Source organism: Shimia gijangensis, from assembly GCF_900142085.1.
Taxonomy (GTDB): domain Bacteria; phylum Pseudomonadota; class Alphaproteobacteria; order Rhodobacterales; family Rhodobacteraceae; genus Shimia; species Shimia gijangensis.
The window spans coordinates 26,392-41,553 of the sequence record NZ_FQZQ01000017.1; the positions used below are offsets into that span (position 1 = coordinate 26,392).

At 56.0% G+C, this 15,162-nt stretch carries 20 protein-coding genes; 12 read left to right on the top strand and 8 right to left on the bottom strand.

The window, feature by feature from the left end; genetic code table 11:
- Positions 1 to 1,068 carry an AI-2E family transporter gene (locus tag BUC32_RS14425; protein WP_073254279.1) on the bottom strand — a complete coding sequence of 356 codons (1,068 nt, stop codon included), beginning with the start codon at positions 1,066 to 1,068 and terminating at the stop codon, positions 1 to 3.
- A gap of 51 nt (positions 1,069 to 1,119) precedes the next feature.
- Here BUC32_RS14425 and BUC32_RS14430 point away from each other — a divergent pair, with 51 nt between their 5' ends.
- The gene (locus BUC32_RS14430) at positions 1,120 to 1,740 is read left to right on the top strand and encodes a cupin domain-containing protein (RefSeq protein WP_139280740.1); all 621 of its coding nucleotides are present in this window, start codon (positions 1,120 to 1,122) and stop codon (positions 1,738 to 1,740) included.
- Between the two features lie 6 nt (positions 1,741 to 1,746).
- On the opposite strand, the gene BUC32_RS14435 is transcribed toward BUC32_RS14430, so the two are convergent.
- A complete protein-coding gene (locus tag BUC32_RS14435; protein WP_175556946.1) occupies positions 1,747 to 3,603 on the bottom strand; it encodes an SLC13 family permease in 1,857 nt (618 codons plus the stop codon).
- Between the two features lie 233 nt (positions 3,604 to 3,836).
- On the opposite strand from BUC32_RS14435, the gene proS reads away from it, so the two are divergent.
- From proS to BUC32_RS14450, 3 genes are all read left to right on the top strand, one after another.
- On the top strand, positions 3,837 to 5,189 hold the full coding sequence (gene proS / locus BUC32_RS14440) for a proline--tRNA ligase (RefSeq protein WP_073254287.1): 1,353 nt from the start codon (positions 3,837 to 3,839) through the stop codon (positions 5,187 to 5,189).
- A gap of 150 nt (positions 5,190 to 5,339) precedes the next feature.
- Positions 5,340 to 6,626, top strand: a complete 1,287-nt coding sequence (locus tag BUC32_RS14445) for a lipoprotein-releasing ABC transporter permease subunit (RefSeq protein WP_073254289.1) — start codon at positions 5,340 to 5,342, stop codon at positions 6,624 to 6,626.
- On the top strand, positions 6,619 to 7,302 hold the full coding sequence (locus BUC32_RS14450) for an ABC transporter ATP-binding protein (RefSeq protein ID WP_073254292.1): 684 nt from the start codon (positions 6,619 to 6,621) through the stop codon (positions 7,300 to 7,302). The genes BUC32_RS14445 and BUC32_RS14450 overlap by 8 nt, the downstream gene beginning before the upstream one ends.
- Positions 7,303 to 7,314: 12 nt before the next feature.
- On the opposite strand, the gene BUC32_RS14455 is transcribed toward BUC32_RS14450, so the two are convergent.
- Together BUC32_RS14455 and BUC32_RS14460 are read right to left on the bottom strand one after the other, a co-directional pair.
- A complete protein-coding gene (locus BUC32_RS14455) occupies positions 7,315 to 7,761 on the bottom strand; it encodes a DMT family transporter (protein ID WP_083599340.1) in 447 nt (148 codons plus the stop codon).
- Between the two features lie 13 nt (positions 7,762 to 7,774).
- Positions 7,775 to 8,179 carry a PaaI family thioesterase gene (locus BUC32_RS14460; RefSeq protein WP_073254469.1) on the bottom strand — a complete coding sequence of 135 codons (405 nt, stop codon included), beginning with the start codon at positions 8,177 to 8,179 and terminating at the stop codon, positions 7,775 to 7,777.
- A gap of 141 nt (positions 8,180 to 8,320) precedes the next feature.
- On the opposite strand from BUC32_RS14460, the gene BUC32_RS14465 reads away from it, so the two are divergent.
- The 3 genes from BUC32_RS14465 to BUC32_RS14475 are packed head-to-tail and all read left to right on the top strand — an operon-like array spanning position 8,321 to position 9,505.
- Positions 8,321 to 8,686, top strand: a complete 366-nt coding sequence (locus BUC32_RS14465; protein ID WP_073254472.1) for a c-type cytochrome — start codon at positions 8,321 to 8,323, stop codon at positions 8,684 to 8,686.
- Positions 8,687 to 8,711: 25 nt separating this feature from the next.
- On the top strand, positions 8,712 to 9,104 hold the full coding sequence (locus tag BUC32_RS14470; protein ID WP_073254296.1) for a c-type cytochrome: 393 nt from the start codon (positions 8,712 to 8,714) through the stop codon (positions 9,102 to 9,104).
- A complete protein-coding gene (locus tag BUC32_RS14475; RefSeq protein WP_073254299.1) occupies positions 9,101 to 9,505 on the top strand; it encodes a c-type cytochrome in 405 nt (134 codons plus the stop codon). Before BUC32_RS14470 ends, BUC32_RS14475 begins: the two co-directional genes overlap by 4 nt.
- Positions 9,506 to 9,514: 9 nt before the next feature.
- Here the strand turns inward: BUC32_RS14475 and BUC32_RS14480 are convergent, their stop codons facing one another.
- The 4 genes from BUC32_RS14480 to BUC32_RS14495 form a co-directional block, all read right to left on the bottom strand.
- The gene (locus BUC32_RS14480) at positions 9,515 to 10,171 is read right to left on the bottom strand and encodes a DNA-3-methyladenine glycosylase I (protein WP_073254302.1); all 657 of its coding nucleotides are present in this window, start codon (positions 10,169 to 10,171) and stop codon (positions 9,515 to 9,517) included.
- An 81-nt stretch (positions 10,172 to 10,252) separates the two neighbouring features.
- Positions 10,253 to 11,320: a YeeE/YedE family protein gene (locus tag BUC32_RS14485; protein ID WP_073254305.1), complete on the bottom strand. Its 1,068-nt coding sequence runs from the start codon at positions 11,318 to 11,320 to the stop codon at positions 10,253 to 10,255.
- A gap of 52 nt (positions 11,321 to 11,372) precedes the next feature.
- Positions 11,373 to 11,711, bottom strand: a complete 339-nt coding sequence (locus BUC32_RS14490) for an ArsR/SmtB family transcription factor (RefSeq protein ID WP_073254308.1) — start codon at positions 11,709 to 11,711, stop codon at positions 11,373 to 11,375.
- A gap of 140 nt (positions 11,712 to 11,851) precedes the next feature.
- Entirely contained in the window at positions 11,852 to 12,220 is a 369-nt protein-coding gene (locus BUC32_RS14495) for a thioredoxin domain-containing protein (RefSeq protein WP_073254311.1), read from the bottom strand.
- Positions 12,221 to 12,303: 83 nt separating this feature from the next.
- Between BUC32_RS14495 and BUC32_RS14500 the strand changes: the two genes are divergently transcribed.
- From BUC32_RS14500 to soxZ, 5 genes are all read left to right on the top strand, one after another.
- Positions 12,304 to 13,041, top strand: a complete 738-nt coding sequence (locus BUC32_RS14500; protein WP_073254314.1) for a cytochrome c biogenesis CcdA family protein — start codon at positions 12,304 to 12,306, stop codon at positions 13,039 to 13,041.
- Between the two features lie 25 nt (positions 13,042 to 13,066).
- Positions 13,067 to 13,657: a thioredoxin family protein gene (locus BUC32_RS14505; protein ID WP_073254475.1), complete on the top strand. Its 591-nt coding sequence runs from the start codon at positions 13,067 to 13,069 to the stop codon at positions 13,655 to 13,657.
- A 173-nt stretch (positions 13,658 to 13,830) separates the two neighbouring features.
- Entirely contained in the window at positions 13,831 to 14,304 is a 474-nt protein-coding gene (gene soxX / locus BUC32_RS14510) for a sulfur oxidation c-type cytochrome SoxX (protein ID WP_073254317.1), read from the top strand.
- Between the two features lie 33 nt (positions 14,305 to 14,337).
- On the top strand, positions 14,338 to 14,754 hold the full coding sequence (gene soxY, locus BUC32_RS14515) for a thiosulfate oxidation carrier protein SoxY (protein WP_073254320.1): 417 nt from the start codon (positions 14,338 to 14,340) through the stop codon (positions 14,752 to 14,754).
- Between the two features lie 18 nt (positions 14,755 to 14,772).
- Entirely contained in the window at positions 14,773 to 15,102 is a 330-nt protein-coding gene (soxZ, locus tag BUC32_RS14520; RefSeq protein ID WP_073254323.1) for a thiosulfate oxidation carrier complex protein SoxZ, read from the top strand.
- Positions 15,103 to 15,162: the final 60 nt, after the last annotated feature.

The following is a 15,162-nucleotide window of genomic DNA, read 5'->3' on the forward strand; positions in this document are numbered from 1 at the left end:
TCAGTCTTTTTCGGTTCCGGCGTGGCCGGTATAGAGTTTTGAGCCGGTGTATTGTCCAATCATGAAACGCGCAACCACACCAATTGAGGCAGCAAGAGGCACGGCCACCAACATGCCCACAAATCCGAACAGGGCTCCAAACACGGACAAGGCAAAGATCAGCCAGACGGGGTGCAGGCCTACGGAACTGCCCACCAGTTTTGGCGTGAGTACATTGCCCTCGATCACCTGACCAAAGGCAAAAATGCCTCCGACTAGTCCCAGGGAAACCCAATCCCCCCAGAACTGAAATAACCCCAGCCCGATGGCCAGCGCTCCGCCAATCAACGCGCCAATATAGGGAATAAACGTGAGGATACCGGCGACAAAACCCACCACCAATCCAAATTGCAATCCGACCAGCATCAGGGCAATCGCATAGTAGGCACCCAGCAGCATGCATACCGTGCCCATGCCGCGAATAAACGCCGCCAGAGTGCGGTCAATCTCGGCCGCCAGGTGTCGGATGGTCGGCGCATAGTCACGGGGGATCAGATCGTCCACCTTGGCAACCATATCGTCCCAGTCCAGCAGCAGATAAAAGGCGACCACCGGCACGATGACCATCAAAGCAACCACATTGATCAGCGACATGGCCGAGCTGAGAAACCCTTGTAACAAGTCTCCACCGTGGTCTTTCACAGCATCCCCAATAGTCTGCAATGACCGTTGCACAACCGATCCGTCCTGCATCAGCTCGGGGAAGCGGGTGTTCACAAATGCCAAAAGATCGCTGGCAAATTTGGGGGCCAATTCAATCAAAGCCAGCGTTTGTTCGATCAGCATCGGTACAATCGCCAGAAGCATGATGATCGACACGACCAAAGTTGTCAGGGTTATGATCACTGTAGACAAGACTCGGCTCAGTCCCATTTTTTCGAGCCGGTCCGCGACCGGATCAAGGAAATAGGCAATTGCGCCGCCCAAAACAAAGGGCAGCATGATATCTCCGAGGTACCAAAGCGCCAGAATGAAGATGGCCCAGGCGATACCCCAATAGGTGACCTGCTGTCGAACCGGTAATGCCATGGTTGCCTCATATGCTGCGTTGAGGTTCAGTTCTTGCCTATGGAGGCCCCGGTGACAAGCAATAATGGCTGGACCGGCAAGGGTGCGCTGTGGTTGGGTGCGACAGGTTACTTGGAAATTGCAGCAATGGCGCAAGAATTAAACGTTCAGGACATCATCGCGCGACTGCGTGTTGCAGCCACTCAGGATGATGCGACAAAGGCCGTGCGCGCCATTGTCGAGGAGGTTGTGGCCGACCCTGAGAGCGCAGCGCATGCATTTGGCGATCCCGGTGAAGACGTGATCCTGTACGAAGACGAAACCGTGTCAATCTGGTACACCCATTTTCACCCCGCAATGGCCGTTCCGGCCCATGACCACCAACTGTCGGCCTGTATCGGCGTGTTCCATGGACGTGAGCGCAATGATCTGTTCGAAGCCGGCCCCGATGGCGGCATTCGCAAAAGCTCAGAGGTTTTTCTGGAGCCGGGCGACGTGTTCGCGATTGGCCCAAAGGCAATCCATTCGGTCGCGTGCGTCAGCGAAGGCCCGTGCAACGGACTACATGTCTATCTGGGCAATCTGACCGAGGTTGACCGCACGTTGTTTGATGTCGACACCGGACGCTCAATGAAGTTTGACGATGCAAACTACGAGCGCCTGATGGCTGCGGATCGCTTTGCCAGCGGCTAACAGGGGCTAGAAAACAATATTCAACATCACCAGAGACACCACAAGGAACAGCCCGGTCATGATCGTGCCTGAACGGATGAAGTCTTTGACCTTGTAGCCCGCAGGCCCCATCACCAGCGCATTCACCTGATGTGTGGGAATGATAAAGCTGTTCGAGGTCGATATGGCCACGGTCAAAGCAAACACTGCCGGATTGCCCCCGGCGGCCACGGCAATTGAAATTGCCAGCGGCACCAACAAAACCGTTGCCCCCACATTCGACATGACCAGCGAAAAGCCTGTCGCCAGCAATGCAACCCCGGCCTGCAATGCCCAGATTGGCCAGCCATCCAGCACGCCCAGCACCACCTGCGCGATCCATGCCGCCGTGCCGGTGTTTTGCACCGCCTGTCCCAAAGGTATCAGGCAAGCCAGCAGAAAGACCGTGTTCCAGCCTACGGCGCGGTACGCCTCGTCAATTGACAGAACCCGCGTCAACAACATGCCCACTGCGCCGGTCAACAGACACAGCGACAGGCGCACGTCCGAAAACAGGATCAGCGACAGAGAGATCAGAAAGAACAATATCGCCCAGCCGACCTTTTGCGGGCGTAGCTCTTCCTGAGGGAAGTCCGATGTGACCACAATTAGATCTGAGTTCCGTTTGAGCTTGGTCAACGCCTCCCAGCGTGAATGAACCACCAGCATGTCTCCCGCCTGAAACTTGACCAACCCGATCTGGGTTGGTTCGTGTTCAGGTGTCTGAACGTGACTCAATGTATCTTCGCTGCGATGGATCGCCAAAAGTGACACGCCGGTTGCCTTGCGCAACTGCAATTCACGTGGGCATTTGCCGATCATGTCACTGTCCGGCGGGATCACAAGTTCAGCAATCCCGGCATTGGTTGGCGCAAATTCTTCCGCGAAGACCTCCAACTGAGGCAAGACCCGAAGATTGTACATCTTTGCAAACTCTTCAACCACACGATCTTTGCCGATGATAGCCAGCCGGCACGGTGCCGCGATCTCGGCCGTTAGGATCTGTAACATCGAGACCTTACCTCGGTAGCTGGTCGAGATGATGTAAAGGTGATGCTCGTGGTTGATATCTGCCAGCACCTGGCCGACCAACTCGCTGTCTTCAGGGACTTCTACCTCGAACACGTCAGCGCGAATGCCGTAGACCCGCTTGAGATAGTCCTTGGTGTCCTTGCCCGAGGTTGCATCCGACAATGACTGCGTATCCGGCAGTACCCAGCGCCCCAGCAACAGGAAATAGAGGATACCGGTCGCAATGAGCACAACCCCAATCGGCGTGACCGAGAAAAGCCCGAACTCGGCCATCTGCATATCTGGTGGCAAATTCGCATTGGCCGAACGCAAAAGATCGTTCAACAGGATCAACGGTGACGAACCCACCATGGTCATCGTGCCGCCAAGGATTGCGCAAAATCCCATGGGCATCAGCAATCGTGACAGGGGAATGCCCGAACGTGCCGAAATACGGCTGACCACCGGCATGAAAAGGGCTGCTGCACCGACGTTCTGCATAAACGACGAAATAACCCCCACCGTACCAGACACGATGGGGAGAATACGGGCTTCGGTCCCACCGCCAACTTTGAGGATTTTGGCGGCGACTTTGTTCATGATACCGGTTTTGTCGAGACCCGAACCCAGGATCATCACCGCAATAATCGAGATCACGGCATTTGAAGCGAAACCGTCAAATAACTGGGTGACATCCGCCAGATTGCTCAATCCGGGCGCATAAGACAGCAATCCCACGATCACCAGGACCAGAATTGCGGTCAGATCGATGCGGATCAACTCTGACACAAACAGAAAGACCGTCAGGGCCAACACGGCCAAAACCACGGCCATTTCATAATTGAATACGACTGGTTCCAAAACTCAAATTCCTCGTTTGGCTCGCACAACACCCCTGGCACCCAACCGATAAAGCCAATCAGACACTATTGAGTCCCTTCTGTCACTTGTTTTGCTGAATTCCACTTGCCGCGCGCTTGTCAACGCGGGCAGGCTGGCCTACACCGCTGAGCGAATATTTGGGTCCGGCCCGGCCCACACCCCGATGCAATGAAAAAGAGACCCACATGCGCCTGTCCCGCTATTTCCTGCCCGTTCTGAAAGAAACGCCTGCCGAGGCGCAGATCGTCAGCCATCGCTACATGCTGCGTGCTGGCATGATCAAACAGCAATCTGCCGGGATTTATTCCTGGTTGCCGATGGGCTTTAAAGTGTTGCGCAAAATCGAAAACATTGTGCACGAAGAGCAGATGCGCGCGGGGCACATCCCTGTGCAAATGCCAATCCTGCAAGGCGCTGACCTGTGGCGTGAATCTGGTCGTTATGATGACTATGGACAGGAAATGCTGCGCATGCAGGACCGCCACGGCCGTGATCTTCTCTATACCCCCACAGCCGAGGAAATGGTCACCGACATCTTCCGCAGCCATGTGTCGTCCTACAAAGACCTGCCGCTGACACTTTATCAAATTCAGTGGAAATTCCGCGACGAGATCCGCCCGCGCTTTGGCGTGATGCGGGGCCGCGAGTTTTATATGAAAGACGGCTACAACTTTGACTTGACCAAAGAAGATGCGCTGCACGCCTACAACCGCCATCTGGTGAGCTACCTGCGCACTTATGAGCGGATGGGACTGCAAGCCATCCCAATGCGCGCCGATTCCGGTCCGATTGGTGGCGATGACACGCATGAGTTTCTTGTTCTGGCCGACACCGGTGAATCCGAAGTGTTCTATGACAGCGCCGTGACCGACCTGTCGTTTGGCGACCGCGAGATTGACTATGACAGCCACGAGCAATGCGCCGGCGTTCTGGACGAATTCACGTCAAAATACGCCCGCACGGACGAAACCCACGATGAGGCTCTGTTCAACGCCGTGCCGGAAGAGCGCCGCCGCACGGCGCGCGGCATCGAAGTCGGTCAGATTTTCTACTTCGGCACCAAGTATTCCGAAGCCATGGGGGCCACCGTGCAGGGGCCAGATGGTAAACCCGTGCCGGTGCATATGGGGTCGCACGGTATTGGCGTGTCACGCCTGTTGGGGGCCATCATTGAAGCCAGCCACGACGACAAAGGCATTATCTGGCCCGAGGGTGTCACGCCATTCCATTGCGGGATCGTGAACCTCAAGCAAGGTGACGACGAGGCGGATGCGGCCTGCGACGCGCTGTATAAGTCATTGATCTCGCTGGGCTTGGACCCGCTTTATGACGACCGCAAAGAACGCGCAGGTGGCAAATTCGCGACGATGGATCTGATCGGTTTGCCTTGGCGCATCACTGTGGGCCCACGTGGTTTGAAAAACGGTGTGGTTGAATTGACATGCCGCCGCACTGGCGAGAGCGAAGAAATGCCGCCGGAACAGGCCGTCGCCAAAGTAGCGGCGATTTACGAAAAGCATATGGTGCGCGGGCTGTAAGCCGCGTGACTTAACGGGGCGCCTTACGGCGCGCTGGGCATCTCGGCCAATGGCCTCGGGGTGAAAAGGGGCAGCAGCCCCTTTTTTCTCTACGCTTGACCCGAGTCCTGCACCCAAATAGGTTTGCGCCAATAATAAGCCGGAGCAGTCATGGCAGGCACACCACCCCCTTTTGCCCCCTTCGAGTGGATGATCGCATGGCGTTATCTTCGCGCGCGTCGCGCCGAAGGTGGTGTGAGTGTGATGACCTGGATTAGCCTGATCGGGATCACGCTGGCGGTGTTCGCATTGATCGCAACTCTGGCAGTGCGTTCGGGGTTTCGCGCGGAGTTTGTAGATACGATCCTTGGGGCCAACGCACATGTGACGGTCTATCGCTCTGGGCTTGTGGATTCGACTGGTCGTCTTGACCGGACGATCCCGGATTATGAAGAGGTGGCGACCCGACTGCGCGACGTAGAAGGTGTCACGCGCACAGCCCCATTGGTCAAAGGGCAGGTGATGTCCAGCTTGCGTGGCCGCAACGCCGGGGTGGAAGTCTTTGGAATTGCCAGGGAAAACCTGAAAGAACTGCCGCGTATTGCAGACCCGCTCACAGGGCGCGGAGACATCGACCGCTTTGACGATGGTATTGCCATTGGGTCCGGTGTTGCACGCGAGCTGGGGGCAATCGTTGGTGACAAGATCAAGATCATTTCGCCCAACGGTGTGAAAACGGCCTTTGGAACCTCGCCACGTATCAATGCCTATGAGGTTGTCTATGTCTTTTCCGCGGGCCGTTATGACATCGACCGCACACGGGTTTATCTGCCTTTTAGCGAAGCGCAAAACTTCTTCAATCGAGATGGGGTAGCCGACGAAATTGAAGTGATGGTTGAAGACCCGGACGCGGTGGATGATCTGAGCCTTGATTTATTGCGAGCGGGCGGCGAAAGAACACTTTTGTGGACCTGGCGGGATGCTTCAGGCGGGTTTTTGCGCGCTTTAGAGGTGGAAGACAACGTGATGTTCATCATTATGTCCATCCTGGTGTTGATCGCCGCGATGAATATCGTCTCGGGGCTCATCATGTTGGTAAAGAACAAGGGGCGCGATATCGGTATCCTGCGCACGATGGGATTGACCGAAGGGGCCGTGCTCAGAGTCTTCTTTATCTGCGGGGCGTTTACAGGGCTTATTGGAACGGCGCTCGGCGTCACTTTGGGATGCCTGTTTGCGATCTACATCGATCCGGTGTTCGCTTTTGTAAACATGATGATGGGCGGCGGGGTCTGGGATCCGGCAATTCGTGGGATTTATCACCTCCCGGCCAAGCTTGAGCTGGCTGATGTTCTGAGCGCGGTCATTCTGTCGTTGGGATTGTCCTTTGTGGTGACAATATTCCCGGCGCGCCGTGCGGCGCGCATGAACCCGGTGGAGGCGCTGCGTTATGAGTGATGCTGTCCTACACCTGAAAGGGTTGAAGAAAAGCTATAACAAAGGCTTGGTCAACGAAGTGAATGTTCTTCGAGGGGTTGATCTGACGTTGACCTCGGGAGAGATTGTGGCCCTTGTCGCCCCCTCCGGAGCCGGAAAATCAACCTTGTTGCACATTGCTGGATTGCTGGATGTGCCTGACGCGGGGACCGTTGAAATAGGTGGTCAGTTGCTCAGTGGAAAATCTGATCGTCGTCGCACGGTGTCCAGACGGCAGGATGTCGGATTTATCTATCAATTCCATCACTTGCTGCCCGAGTTTAATGCCTTGGAAAACATCGTTTTGCCACAACTTGCCAATGCTGTGCCGCGCGCCAAAGCGGAAGATCGGGCAAATGAGTTGTTGCAGCGTGTCGGTATCAAAGAGCGCGCTGCACACCGCCCTGCAGCGCTGTCTGGGGGCGAACAGCAACGTGTTGCGTTCTGTCGGGCGCTGGCCAATAGCCCGCGTGTTCTGTTGGCGGATGAGCCCACCGGCAACCTTGACCCGGCGACGTCAGATCAGGTGTTTGCAACGTTGATGCAACTGGTCCGAGAAACCGGCCTGTCCGCACTTATCGCCACACACAACATGGAACTGGCGGCGCGAATGGACCGGATTCTCAAGCTTGAAAACGGCGTCCTTGTTCCGGGGTGACCGGTTTTGTGATCAGGCTTGCTGCGTGAGCCACACGCCCGCTGCCATCAAGGCGATCCCACCTGAACGCGCCAAGGATAGCGGACTGATCTGAGCCCCAAACAAGCCAAAGTGGTCGATGGCCGCTGCCGAAATCAGCTGTCCCAGCAACACAAAAAATACGGCGTTCCCGACGCCGAATTTTGGCGCCACCCAGGTGATCGACAAGACGTAAAAGGCGACCAGAAGCCCCGCCAGAAACAAATGCTTGGGGGCCGCGCTGGCCTTGGCCAGATTGGGCACCCCGCCGCTGAGCACCAAAACAACAATTGCCGCAACAAGTGCCACGCAAAACAAAATTGCTCCGGCGGCAAAGGGCGAGGCCAGACGCTGACCAAGGGCGGCGTTTAGCGCGGCCAGAACAGGAATTCCAATCCCTGCGGCCAGCATAATCAGGGCATATTGCATCGTGGCGGACATGAGGTTTCCTTAATCAGGGGATATAGAATGTCGCGGTGGCTGTCGCGACAGGCTTGTTCAGAGGCAATGCCGTCATTGTGGCGCGTGCGAAAATAAGAGCTTTTCCGGCGCGCACGATTTCGGCGTCGCAGCGGATCATGTCCCCAGTGGCAGGGCGCAGGAATTGCGTGTCGAGATTGGTTGTCGCAACCGGGTGCGGCTGCCCAAGATGCCCAATTGATGCGAAAACCATCGCCGTGTCTGCCATTGCCGCCAAAGCCTGACCCGACACGATCCCCCCCATTCGGGCTAAATTGTCTGTAATTGGCATGGTTAGCGTCGCACCACTTGAGGAAATGTCAGTGATCGTGAGATCCAGCGCCTTCACCCATGGCGCAAATGCTTGCTCCAACAGTTCGTGGGCCGTTGCCGGGGTCATTGCCATTTCCAAAACTCCAATTGCGTTGCCCCAAGAATGACGGTTGTTCCAATGCTTGTCACCAGCATATGATCGGGATCAAGGAGAAACCCAGTGTTTGGTCTAGGCTTGGCATGCGGGCACGAATTGCAGGAGACGCTGATGCGGCTTGGGTTAAGTATTGTTGGACTTGCGGCGGTCGCGGCCCTTTTGGGATGCGTCCACAACGTTGGTGCGGGTCGATTGGTTTACGACAAAAACTGCGTGATGTGTCATGGTGCCGAAGGGCGCGGCGATGGTGATTTTGCAGATAAGTTGTTGAAATTGCCACCTGACCTGACCGCGTTGGAACGTGTAAACGGTGGAGAATTTCCTCGGTTACGGGTCAGCGAGTCCATTATTGGCGATGGGCGGGGCGATCACTTTAGCGGCGCGATGCCCGAATTTTCGGATATGGCCGGAAGCGGTGCTGTCGCAAGTTTTCAACTGGACGCAGTGCTTGATTACCTGGAATCCATTCAGGAATAGACGGCTCAGTGTAGGGAGGCAGACGATGCAAAAAGCAATTTTGACAATGGCTATACTGACTGCGGGAATGGCGTCAGCAGAAGGCGCCACCAAAGGCGAGGCGCTATATCTTGAACATTGCGCGACGTGCCACGGTCTGGATCTGGACGGGCAGGGGCCCATGGCAGGGGTAATGGTCATCAAACCTGTTGACCTGACGGCTTTGACATCAGGAAATCAGGGTGTTTTTCCGGTTGAGAGGGTGGTCAAGCGTATTGATGGCCGCGATCCGCTGGTGGCACACGGAAGCCCCATGCCTGTCTACGGCCATTTCTTTGAAGGTGGAGCCGGCGCATTAAAAACCGCCTCTGGTCAGCCCATTGTGACAAGCAGGGCGATTGTGGAGCTTGTGACGTACATCGAAGGTAAACAGCAATGAGATGGGTCGTAGGTATTGCAATGGCCGCGACGGTGGTTTGGGCCTGTGGCGAAGCCGAGATTCCTGATCAGGAAGATGGCGAGCGTATCTACGAGGCCAATTGTGAAACCTGTCATGGGATCACCGGGCGTGGTGATGGCGTTATCGCGGCAAGCCTGACACCACGGCCCGCAGATCTTAGCGTTCTAGCGCGGCGAAATGGCGGCACGTTTCCTGTGTCAGACGTGCTTAGTAAAATTGATGGCTACACGAGCAATCAGGATGTTCGGGCCGTGATGCCTCAGTTTGGTGCCATGTTCGAAGGCGATCTGGTGCCGGTTGAAACCGAAGACGGTGTTCTGACCCCGACGCCACGAAAACTGGCTGCCCTTCTGGCATATCTGGAGACGATCCAGCGCTAATAATCTGCGCTAAACTGTGAAGGCCAGAACCCGGCTGATCTCGGTCAGCCCGCGCCCGGATTGATCCATCCAGGTGTTAAACCCGGCTTGCACCGCTGTCATGGCACCTTTGGATGTGGCGGGCTTGTCGATTACGCCTTCGCCGATCAGACGCGCGGTTACATCGCGGCTCAGGATAAAAGCATCACGCCCGGCAAAGCGCATGGCATATTGCCCGGTCATCCCGCCAAGCCGCGCGCCGTTCTTTTTCATGGTTTCCAACAGGCCGACATAGTCGGTTGACGGCCAGCCCCCAAGAACCTGGCCTGCGCCACCCTGATCGCGCAACCCTTGCAGGAAATGCGCGTTTTCCAGAACGGTGCGGATTTTTGGGCCATTGCGGACAATGGCTTTGTCCGACATCAACCGATCCATATCTTCGTCATGCATGAACGCACAGCGATCAATGTCAAATCCGTGAAAAGCGGTTTCAAACCCATCCCATTTGTTTTCCACAACCTTCCAGTTGAACCCGGCCTGAAAGATGCATTTGGTCATCGTCGATAACCATCGGTCCTCTGGCAAAGAGGTGACATTCGGGTCAGGGTAAGAGATCAGTTCTTCCAACGCGTCCACACCGCCTTTGCGTTCGGCGGCAATGTCGTAAAGCTCGTCAAATGGGCGCATGGGGCTGACTTTCGCGAAAAGGATTGCGGGCAGAATGCTTAGAATGCATTCGTCACGCGGAGTATTGCAAGAAAGAAGCGGCTATTGCGCAGCCTGGAAGCCTTCGATTAGCTGACGCAGACCCACGGCTGCTCCGGCAAATATTGCCAGAAACGTCACCGGCGCTGAAAAAGCGAGCAAGGAAAATGCTGTGATCCCCTGACCAACGGTGCAGCCGATGGCCAGAATCGCCCCGATGCCCATGATGATCGCGCCAAATATCTGGCGGCGCAATTCGCGTGGGTCTTCGCAGGCCTCCCAACGGAAATGACCCTTTGCGGTTGAGCCGATGAACGCGCCAAGCCACACGCCCGCGACCGAGCCTACGGCAAAAGTCAGCGGGCGCACGGATCCGTTCATGGCAAATAGTATGGTTTCGCCCACCGGTGCCGAGAAACTGTGGGACACCACTGGCACCCCATCAAATCCATTGGTGGCAACCCATTGGCTACCGGACCATCCAGAAACCACTGCAAATGCGACAACCAGCGACCAAAAGATCGACTGGGGATCTTGGCGTATCTCTGAGCTCGACAAGGCGCCGATAATCAAGGCCGCGCCAACCGCAACGCCTATCCAGATCGCAGAAATGCCGGTCAGAGCACCAATCTGATGCGCAATGCCGGGTGGAGCAGGTGAGGTCACATCAATCTGGGGAAAGGCCCAGTTGCGCAACGGCGCCAAAGGGCCCGCGAGGACGACATAGGCCGAAACCCCCATCACCAGAACGATCACAAAGGACCGCAAATCACCGCCACCCAACCTCGCGATCGCGCCAAAGCCACAGTTGCCGGACAACGCCATGCCATACCCAAACATCAACCCGCCCAGAATGCTGGCCAGCGGCATCCAGCGGATCGACAGATAAAACGAGGCATCCGCCTCCAACAGTCCCAACCCCATCAGGGCAAAACTGCCGACAATAGACGTGCCAATTGCCAAAACCCACATGCGCATGCGCAGTGATGAGCCGCCATAAAGCAGGTCTTCGATGGCACCCAGCGTACAAAAGCGGCCGACTCGTGCGGCCAATCCCAGCATGACGCCCCCGATCAGCCCCAACAGAGCGACGGTGTTGTTGTCTCCTAAGATATCAAGCAGGGCTGACATGGTTCGGGCGCTTTTTAGTTGGTCACTAACCTGTCCCGATCAGATGGTCGGGTCAGGCGTCGTCGTTGCAAAACAGGTCGTAAACCACTTCGAGCATACGGCGTGGACGGTTGTCTGCCAATCGGTAATAGATTGTCTTGCCTTCGCGGCGTGGAATGACCAGCCCCTCAAGACGCAAGCGCGAGAGCTGTTGTGACACAGCTGCCTGACGCGCCGAGATCAGGTCTTCGAGTTCAGTCACAGATTTTTCACCGCTGACCAGATGGCAGAGAATCATCAATCGGCCTTCATGGCTGATTGCTTTCAGAAAATTGGACGCTGTCGTCGCATTGTCCACCATGCGGTCCATTTCGGCGTCCGAAATGTCATCCTTGAACACCGGAAGTGTCATGGTCTTTCCCCTTGTCGTCATCTGCGCCCTGATCAGAGCACCTTAGTGCGGTTTGCTACTGGAACCGCTTTTTTTCGTCTTTGCGCTTTGTCAAACTTTGCCACAGTCCGACGTTTTGTAAATTCTGGGCTCTAATGTACCTATTTTGTCGCGCCGTCAAAGGCTGCGTGTTTGATCAGCATGTTTTCGATGTGCCACCAAAAGAAATCTTCGCCGGGATACCCTTCCAGCCGGGCAATCTCCTGACCTTCGTCAATCAGGATAAAGGTGGGTGTATAATTGACTGCCCTTGCATAGGTCAGATCATCGGGCCGCTCATGCAATTGTTCACGCCGCAACGGTGCCAGCTCTCCGGCTTCGGTGCGTGGGTATATCGGACCAATCTCGGCGTTCCACTGCTTGCAGGTATAGCAGCCGGGTTGCTCGACCATGACCAGTTCAACCGCCCAGACCGGCAGGGCAGGTAACAGTGCAAATGCGGCACCAAAAAGAAAACGATGAAACTTCATGACCCACTCGCATTGAGAGACGCATTGACGAACCCATTACGCACAACATAATCTGAATATGTGCATAAATCAAGGAGAGCAGCATGCTCGAGATTTCCTTTGCAGGGGCAGCGCTGGCAGGTCTGCTGTCGTTCTTTACCCCCTGCATCCTGCCAATGGTTCCGTTTTACCTGTGCTACATGGCCGGGATTTCCATGGCGGATTTGCAAGGAGATGGCGACATCGCACCGGGGGCCCAACGACGGCTGGTGATTTCGGCGATTTTCTTCGCTCTTGGTGTCACAACGATCTTTGTTTTGCTGGGGATTGGCGCCACAGCCCTGGGACAGGCCTTTGCTCAGTGGAAGCAACCTTTGTCCTATGTTGCGGCGGCTGTTTTGGCGCTGTTCGGGCTGCATTTTCTGGGCATCCTGCGCATCCCGCTGCTCTACCGCGAGGCGCGCCTTGAAAGCAAAGCCGAGCCGACAACGGTCATTGGGGCCTATGTTATGGGGCTGGCGTTTGGTTTTGGCTGGACGCCCTGCGTTGGCCCCGCTCTGGCATCGATTCTGATGGTGGCCAGCGGCATGGGCGACATATCCCGCGGCGCGATGTTGTTGATGGTCTATGGGTTGGCCATGACCGCGCCCTTTGTGATCGCTGCCCTGTTTGCCAAACCTTTCCTGCGCTGGATGCACCGCAACCGCAAGTATCTGCCTTATGTGGAAAAGGTGATGGGCGTTATGCTGTTGGTCTTTGCGGCCCTGATCGCGACCAACACCGTGAACCGGATTGCCGACCTGATGATCCGCTATGTGCCGGGCTTTGGCGGGCTTGGTTGACCGAATTGAAATTGGAGGAAATGCGATGAAACGATGGATTTTGACCCTGGTGGCCGCAGTGATGACTGCCGGTATGACCGTGCCTGTCCTGGCGGCAGAGCTTGGAGACGACGGGCTGCACAAGACAGAGTGGTTCCGTGACACGTTCAAGGACTTGCAGGAGGACTATGAAGAGGCCAAGGCCGAAGGCAAGCAACTGCTGATTATCGTTGAACAACGCGGCTGCATCTATTGTCAGGACATGCACGAAGACGCCTTTACCCACCCGCGTGTGCTGGCGCATCTGACCGACACCTATTACCCGGTTCAGCTGGATTTGCATGGCGCAAATGAGATGACGGATACGGACGGCGAATCCTTGGAAGAACGCGAGGCGGCACGCAAATGGGGAGTGATGTTCACTCCGACAATGATCTTTCTGCCGCCAGAGATTGATTTCTCGAAACCAGCGATCCGGCAGGCTGTTGCGGTGATGCCGGGGGCGTTCAAATCCGGCACCACAGGGGACATGATGACCTGGGTCGCAGAAGAGCGGTATCTGGATCAGTCCGAAGAGGATTTTCAGCGGTATCACGCGCGCATGATTCGAGAGCGTAACGACGGGGATACGCACTGAATCACAATCATGCGGCAGGCAATGCAATCGAAAAACTTGTGCAAAGCCCGCATGTTTCAAAGGAAACATTCGCAAAAATTCATTTTAATGAATTTGTTGTTGCGTTAAGTCGCGTCGGTGGCCTACGGTATACCGAGCTTACCAAGCGAACATGGTAGCCCAAGGGAGGAAACATGAAGCTTTCAACACTGACACTGGCGGCAATTATGACCGCTGGCGCAGCCATTGCAGGGCCAGTCGCCCCTGCTGATGTGGTCTTTTCCGAGGGTGCTGTTGCGGCATCTCTTTCGGGGCAACCGGGCGATGTCGCCAATGGTGCCAAGATCATGAGTTCCAAAAAGCTGGGCAATTGTATTGCCTGTCACGAGGTCACAGCGCTCAGCGAAGCGCCGTTCCACGGCGAAGTCGGGCCCCTTCTGGATGGCGTCGGCGATCGCTGGAACCAAGCAGAACTGCGCGGCATCTTGTCGAACGCAAAGCTGACCTACGAAGGCACGGTTATGCCGGCCTATTACAAGGTTGATGGGTTCAACCGTCCGGGCAAGGCCTACACAGGCAAAGCCGCAGACGGACCGCTGGATCCACTTTTGAGCGCGCAACAAATCGAAGACGTGGTCGCATTCCTGATGACTCTGAAAGACGAGTGATCCCGAGAGACTAAATTACCTAAGGAGAAACAGATGGACTTCACGAGACGTGAAACTCTGGCACTCGGGGCAGGGGCGGCAGTCATGGCCGTACTTCCTTTCCAGGTGCAGGCTGCTGCGGATGACGCAATAGCAGAATTTACTGGTGGCGCCGATGTGGCGATGGGCGGCGTCGAGCTGACCGCACCTGAGATCGCAGAAAACGGCAACACCGTGCCTGTATCCGTAAGCGCCCCCGGTGCAACGGCAATCGTGATCTACGCGACCGGCAATCCGACGCCGGGCGTTGCGACCTTCAACTTTGGCCCCTTGGCCGCGTCGCAGACTGCGTCCACGCGGATCCGTCTGGCTGGCACGCAAGAAGTTGTCGCTATTGCCAAAATGGCAGACGGCAGCTTTGCCAAGGCATCGTCCACCGTCAAGGTGACCATCGGCGGCTGCGGCGGCTAATCTCAGGAGTATGAAAAAATGGCATCTGGTGTAAAACCCCGCGTCAAAGTCCCCAAAACAGCTGCGGCTGGTGACACAATCACCATCAAGACACTGATTTCCCACAAAATGGAATCGGGTCAGCGCAAGGACAAAGAAGGCAACGTGATCCCACGGTCGATCATCAACCGTTTCACTTGCGAATTTAACGGTCAGTCCGTGATCGATGTGACGCTCGAAGCCGCCATCTCGACCAACCCGTATTTTGAATTCGAATCCACCGTGCCAGAGGCCGGGGAATTCAAATTCACATGGTATGACGATGACGGCGACGTCTACGACACAAGCAAAAAAATCGCTATCGGCTAAACGGCCGGTGCACCCAACAATACACACCTTGTCCCAGTCGCGGGACAGGGTGGACCCAAG

Bases quoted from the DNA above. Each gene is read 5' to 3' on its own strand.
- BUC32_RS14475 (WP_073254299.1), top strand. From the start codon at position 9,101: ATGAGATGGGTCGTAGGTATTGCAATGGCCGCGACGGTGGTTTGGGCC.
- BUC32_RS14445 (WP_073254289.1), top strand. From the start codon at position 5,340: ATGGCAGGCACACCACCCCCTTTTGCCCCCTTCGAGTGGATGATCGCA.
- BUC32_RS14425 (WP_073254279.1), bottom strand. From the start codon at position 1,068: ATGGCATTACCGGTTCGACAGCAGGTCACCTATTGGGGTATCGCCTGG.
- BUC32_RS14435 (WP_175556946.1), bottom strand. From the start codon at position 3,603: ATGGCCGTGGTTTTGGCCGTGTTGGCCCTGACGGTCTTTCTGTTTGTG.
- BUC32_RS14470 (WP_073254296.1), top strand. From the start codon at position 8,712: ATGCAAAAAGCAATTTTGACAATGGCTATACTGACTGCGGGAATGGCG.
- BUC32_RS14465 (WP_073254472.1), top strand. From the start codon at position 8,321: ATGCGGCTTGGGTTAAGTATTGTTGGACTTGCGGCGGTCGCGGCCCTT.
- BUC32_RS14450 (WP_073254292.1), top strand. From the start codon at position 6,619: ATGAGTGATGCTGTCCTACACCTGAAAGGGTTGAAGAAAAGCTATAAC.
- soxY (WP_073254320.1), top strand. From the start codon at position 14,338: ATGGACTTCACGAGACGTGAAACTCTGGCACTCGGGGCAGGGGCGGCA.
- BUC32_RS14505 (WP_073254475.1), top strand. From the start codon at position 13,067: ATGAAACGATGGATTTTGACCCTGGTGGCCGCAGTGATGACTGCCGGT.
- BUC32_RS14495 (WP_073254311.1), bottom strand. From the start codon at position 12,220: ATGAAGTTTCATCGTTTTCTTTTTGGTGCCGCATTTGCACTGTTACCT.
- BUC32_RS14455 (WP_083599340.1), bottom strand. From the start codon at position 7,761: ATGTCCGCCACGATGCAATATGCCCTGATTATGCTGGCCGCAGGGATT.
- BUC32_RS14485 (WP_073254305.1), bottom strand. From the start codon at position 11,320: ATGTCAGCCCTGCTTGATATCTTAGGAGACAACAACACCGTCGCTCTG.
- BUC32_RS14480 (WP_073254302.1), bottom strand. From the start codon at position 10,171: ATGCGCCCATTTGACGAGCTTTACGACATTGCCGCCGAACGCAAAGGC.
- BUC32_RS14460 (WP_073254469.1), bottom strand. From the start codon at position 8,179: ATGACCCCGGCAACGGCCCACGAACTGTTGGAGCAAGCATTTGCGCCA.
- BUC32_RS14490 (WP_073254308.1), bottom strand. From the start codon at position 11,711: ATGACACTTCCGGTGTTCAAGGATGACATTTCGGACGCCGAAATGGAC.
- proS (WP_073254287.1), top strand. From the start codon at position 3,837: ATGCGCCTGTCCCGCTATTTCCTGCCCGTTCTGAAAGAAACGCCTGCC.
- soxX (WP_073254317.1), top strand. From the start codon at position 13,831: ATGAAGCTTTCAACACTGACACTGGCGGCAATTATGACCGCTGGCGCA.
- soxZ (WP_073254323.1), top strand. From the start codon at position 14,773: ATGGCATCTGGTGTAAAACCCCGCGTCAAAGTCCCCAAAACAGCTGCG.
- BUC32_RS14500 (WP_073254314.1), top strand. From the start codon at position 12,304: ATGCTCGAGATTTCCTTTGCAGGGGCAGCGCTGGCAGGTCTGCTGTCG.